General features: G+C 35.0%; 4 protein-coding genes and 2 pseudogenes. 1 reads left to right on the plus strand and 5 read right to left on the minus strand.

Annotation, left to right across the window (positions count from 1 at the left end):
- Positions 1 to 131: pseudogene (locus ACIQZC_RS09255) on the plus strand (ferredoxin); the annotation flags it as partial.
- Positions 132 to 161: 30 nt separating this feature from the next.
- Here the strand turns inward: ACIQZC_RS09255 and ACIQZC_RS09260 are convergent.
- The 5 genes and pseudogenes from ACIQZC_RS09260 to ACIQZC_RS09280 all read right to left on the minus strand — a co-directional run.
- A complete protein-coding gene (locus ACIQZC_RS09260) occupies positions 162 to 944 on the minus strand; it encodes a DUF3050 domain-containing protein (protein WP_396138944.1) in 783 nt (260 codons plus the stop codon).
- 76 nt (positions 945 to 1,020) lie between these two features.
- Positions 1,021 to 2,199, minus strand: a complete 1,179-nt coding sequence (locus ACIQZC_RS09265) for an acyl-CoA dehydrogenase family protein (protein ID WP_396138945.1) — start codon at positions 2,197 to 2,199, stop codon at positions 1,021 to 1,023.
- 75 nt (positions 2,200 to 2,274) lie between these two features.
- Positions 2,275 to 2,979 (minus strand): tRNA1(Val) (adenine(37)-N6)-methyltransferase, encoded by a 705-nt coding sequence (locus tag ACIQZC_RS09270; RefSeq protein WP_396138946.1) that lies wholly within the window; start codon positions 2,977 to 2,979, stop codon positions 2,275 to 2,277.
- A gap of 61 nt (positions 2,980 to 3,040) precedes the next feature.
- On the minus strand, positions 3,041 to 3,568 hold the full coding sequence (gene rimM, locus ACIQZC_RS09275) for a ribosome maturation factor RimM (RefSeq protein ID WP_396138947.1): 528 nt from the start codon (positions 3,566 to 3,568) through the stop codon (positions 3,041 to 3,043).
- A 243-nt stretch (positions 3,569 to 3,811) separates the two neighbouring features.
- A pseudogene (locus ACIQZC_RS09280) lies at positions 3,812 to 4,366 on the minus strand (30S ribosomal protein S16); the annotation flags it as partial.
- Positions 4,367 to 4,480: the final 114 nt, after the last annotated feature.

The following is a 4,480-nucleotide window of genomic DNA, read 5'->3' on the forward strand; positions in this document are numbered from 1 at the left end:
AACGCAATCCTGATGAAGAAGCGATGCTTTGGGAAGCCTATCATGTAAAAGATAATTCTAGATTAGGATGTCAAATTCCAATTACAGAAGATATAGAAGGATTAGAAATTGAAATAGCACCTGAACAATAAAAAAGCGAGAATTTTTCTCGATTTTTTATTTTATACCAATTCATGTTTGAGTTCCATTTGGGCTTCAATAGCGTTCCATAGCCCGATTCTTTTTTCTAAAGCTAAAACCGAAACTTCTTCTACTTCCTTCCATTTTTGATCCGAATCTCCACAAAGTTCAGCGATCATTTGCATGGCCATTGGTCCGTGTTCGTCGGAATCTAATTCGATATGTCTTTCAAAATAATAAATCAGTTTTGATAAATCAGTTTCTGGAAAGTTTTGCTGAAAATTTCTCAAGATTTCGGTAAACATATTCGGTATTAAATCTTCTCTTCCAAAAGTAAAAGCAGCTGCAATTTCATGTGGTTTGCCTTCTTCAATCACTCGAAACGTAAAATCTAAAAACGCTTTCACATTCGGATGTAAATCACTTTGTTTAATCGATACAAAAATGTTTTTTGTTTCTTCTACATTTTGTAAAAAAGCGGCAATTTGAACAGTAGAAGCACCACTTTGTTTCATGGCATCTAAATACATTTCAAAATGACTTTGACGCGTTCCATCTAATGTTAAATCGGTTTCCTCTGCAACAACAATTTCATTAATTAAATAACGAATTTCTGGATTTCCAATGGGCAACCAGGGAGTAGTTGTGCAGGTCAATTTGTTTTGCAAAGCCTTTAAAAGCGACATGAAATCCCAAACCGCATAAATATGATTTTCTAAAAAGCAATGTAAATCGTCAATCGTTTTTACTTTGTTATATAACGAATGACTCAATAATTGTACTTTTTGATTTTGTATGGCGCTATTAATTTGTGCAGTTCTCATTTTTGATTTTTTTGTAAAATTATAAAAGCTCCTCCAAACAGAGAAGCTTTTTATATCAATTTTAAATATTGTTTAATTACTTAAAAGCAGAAAAACCAGTTACATCCATACCTGTAATTAACAAATGAATGTCGTGTGTTCCTTCATATGTCACCACCGATTCTAAATTCATCATGTGTCTCATGATAGAATATTCACCAGTAATTCCCATTCCTCCTAGCATTTGACGAGCATCACGTGCAATGGTTAAGGCCATATCCACGTTGTTTCTTTTTGCCATCGAAATTTGAGCTGTAGTTGCTTTTCCTTCATTTTTTAAAACACCAAGTCTCCATGTTAACAGTTGTGCTTTGGTGATTTCAGTAATCATTTCGGCTAATTTCTTTTGTTGCAATTGTGTTGCTCCAATAGGTTTGTCAAACTGAATACGTTCTTTTGAATAACGTAAAGCAGTGTCATAACAATCCATAGCAGCTCCAATAGCACCCCAAGCAATTCCATAACGTGCTGAATCTAAACAACCTAGCGGCGCTCCTAATCCAGATTTGTTTGGCAATAAGTTTTCTTTGGGCACTTTTACGTTATCAAAAATAAGTTCTCCAGTAGCTGAAGCTCTTAATGACCATTTATTGTGTGTTTCAGGAGTGGTAAACCCTTCCATCCCTCTTTCTACAATTAATCCGTGAATTCTTCCTTCTTCATTTTTCGCCCAAACTATAGCAATATCTGCAAAAGGGGAATTTGAAATCCACATCTTAGCACCATTTAAAAGATAATGGTCTCCCTTATCTTTAAAATTAGTTGTCATCCCGCCAGGATTTGACCCGTGATCAGGCTCGGTTAAACCAAAACAACCAATTAATTCGCCAGTGGCTAATTTTGGTAAATATTTCATGCGTTGTTCTTCGTTCCCGTATTTCCAAATAGGATACATTACTAATGAAGATTGAACAGAAGAAGTAGAACGAACGCCCGAATCTCCTCTTTCAATTTCTTGCATGATTAATCCATACGAAATTTGGTCTAATCCAGCACCACCATATTCAACAGGAATGTAGGGACCAAAACCTCCAATTTCGCCCAAACCTTTTACAATTTGTTTAGGAAATTCTGCTCTTTGCGCATATTCTTCAATAATGGGAGAAACTTCTTTTTTAACCCAAGCACGTGCAGCATCACGCACCATTTTATGTTCGTCAGATAATAATTCGTCTAATAAATAATAATCTGGCGATTGAAATAAGTCTGGTTTCATAAATTGATGTTTTGAAAGGAACAAAAGTAAGTAAAGATTTTTAACAAATCAATGAACGAATGTTATAATTTAAAATTACATCTTCAAATAAAAATCCTTGGTCAATTCGATATATTCAGGGGTATATTGATGACGTGAAATTTCAATAGTGAGTTCATCAATCAACGGAGTTTGTTCAATCCGAGAAAATGCCAACAAACTTCTTTTAATTTCTGCGGTTGGCGTGCCTTTTACATGTGTAATTTTAAGCGGAAATAGATCCAATTCTTTACACATCAAAACAAATTTTGCTTCTTCTTTAAAAGGAATAATTACCGAAAATATTCCGTTATCCGAAAGTAATAAAGCAGCAGCTTCAATTAATTCTTCAAAAGGCAAGGCGTCTTGAAATCGTGCCAAATCACGTTGCGAATCATCGGTTTTAAAATCTTCAGAATAAAAAGGAGGATTGGAAATAATTAAATCATACTCGTCTTCAGGTTCGTCCACAAATTCGTCTAAACCTGCATGAAAACAAAATAATTGATCACCCCAAGGCGAAGTTTCAAAATTTTCAACACATTGTTCGTAAGCTTCTTCGTCAATTTCGATAGCGTCAATTTGTTCCGAATTACTTCTTTGCGCTAGCATTAAGGATAAAATTCCGGTTCCTGCCCCAATATCTAATATGTTATAAGGATTATTAATTAACGGAGTCCAAGCGCCCAATAAAACACCATCTGTTCCCACTTTCATGGCAGATTTTTCTTGTTGAATAGAGAATTGTTTGAATTTGAACAAAATGAATAAAGATAGAATTAAATCAACTTAAAAAATTGTAAACTGAGACTGCGACTGTAAACTATTGTAAATACAAATCAACCAAACCTTCAGGAGTTTCTAAAGTAATGGTTTTGTTTTTTCGGTCTAAAGCAATAATGAAATCATCAATTAGCGGAATTAAAATTTCAGTTCCGTTCTTATCAATTTCAAAAAGGGGTTGCGCACCGCTATCATTAATAGCAGTAATTTTTCCAATGTTACCTCTTTTGGTGTCTATCACATCAAATCCTATTACTTCATGAAAGTAGAATTGTGTTCCTTCTAATTTTGGTAACATAGAAAGTGGGAGATAGATTTCGCTGCCCATAATTTCGTCGGCATCTTCTTCAGTTTGAATGTCTTCAAAACGAACGCGAAGAAATTTTTCTTTATGAAGCGAACTACTTTCAATAAAAAATGGAACCAGTGTTTTGTTGAGTTCAACAAATACTGATTCCAAATTTTGATACAATTGGGGTTCATCGGTATCTAAATACGCTAATACTTCCCCTTTGAAACTAAATTTTTTTGCGATTTTACCTAAATAGAAACAATCTTCTTTACGCATGTAATCGCTGTATGATTAAGCTTCTGTTTCTTCGTTGCTTTCTTCAGCTGCTGGAGTTTCTTCAGCTACTGCTTCAACTGCTGGAGTTTCCTCAACTACAGTTTCTTCAACTTCTGCCACTGCTTCAACTTCTGGAGCTGCTTCTTCAGTTATTGCTTCAACTTCTGGAGTTTCCTCAACTATAGTTTCAACAACTTCTTCTGGAGCCTCTACTTCTGCCACTGCTTCTACTTCTGGAGCTGCTTCTTCAGCTACTGCTTCAACTGCTGGAGTTTCCTCAACTGCAGTTTCTACAACTTCTGTTGGAGTTTCTACTTCAACTGCTGGAGCTTCTACTTCAGCTTTCGCTGCTTCAGCTTGTGCTGCAATACGTTTTGCGTTAGCTTCTTTTTCAGCTTTTAAAGCTTTTGCTTTTGCTGCTTCATCTGCTTTTGATAATCCTGCTTTTTTAGTGTCTACCTTGTTTGCTTTTTCATCTAACCAAGCGGCTAATTTAGCATCTGCTTGCTCTTGAGTTAAAGCACCTTTACGAACTCCTCCATCTAAATGGTGTTTTAATAAAGCACCTTTGTAAGATAAAATTGCTCTTGCCGTATCGGTTGGTTGAGCTCCGTTGTGTAACCATTGAACAGCACTTTCTAAGTTCAAATCAATAGTTGCTGGATTAGTGTTTGGATTGTAAGTTCCGATTTTTTCTAAGAATTTACCATCTCTTTTTGAGCGTGCATCTGCTGCAACAACCCAATAAAAAGGTTTCCCTTTTTTTCCGTGTCTTTGTAATCTAATTTTTACTGACATAATCTTGTGATTAATTTAAGGTACTCGACCTTGGTTATTTAAGGGTGCAAATATATAAAACTTTGTAATATAAATAACCTATCTCTGTAAAAAATATTTTTTAATAGATTTTGT

Origin of the sequence: Flavobacterium sp. (assembly GCF_044338735.1) — a bacterium.
GTDB lineage: Bacteria > Bacteroidota > Bacteroidia > Flavobacteriales > Flavobacteriaceae > Flavobacterium.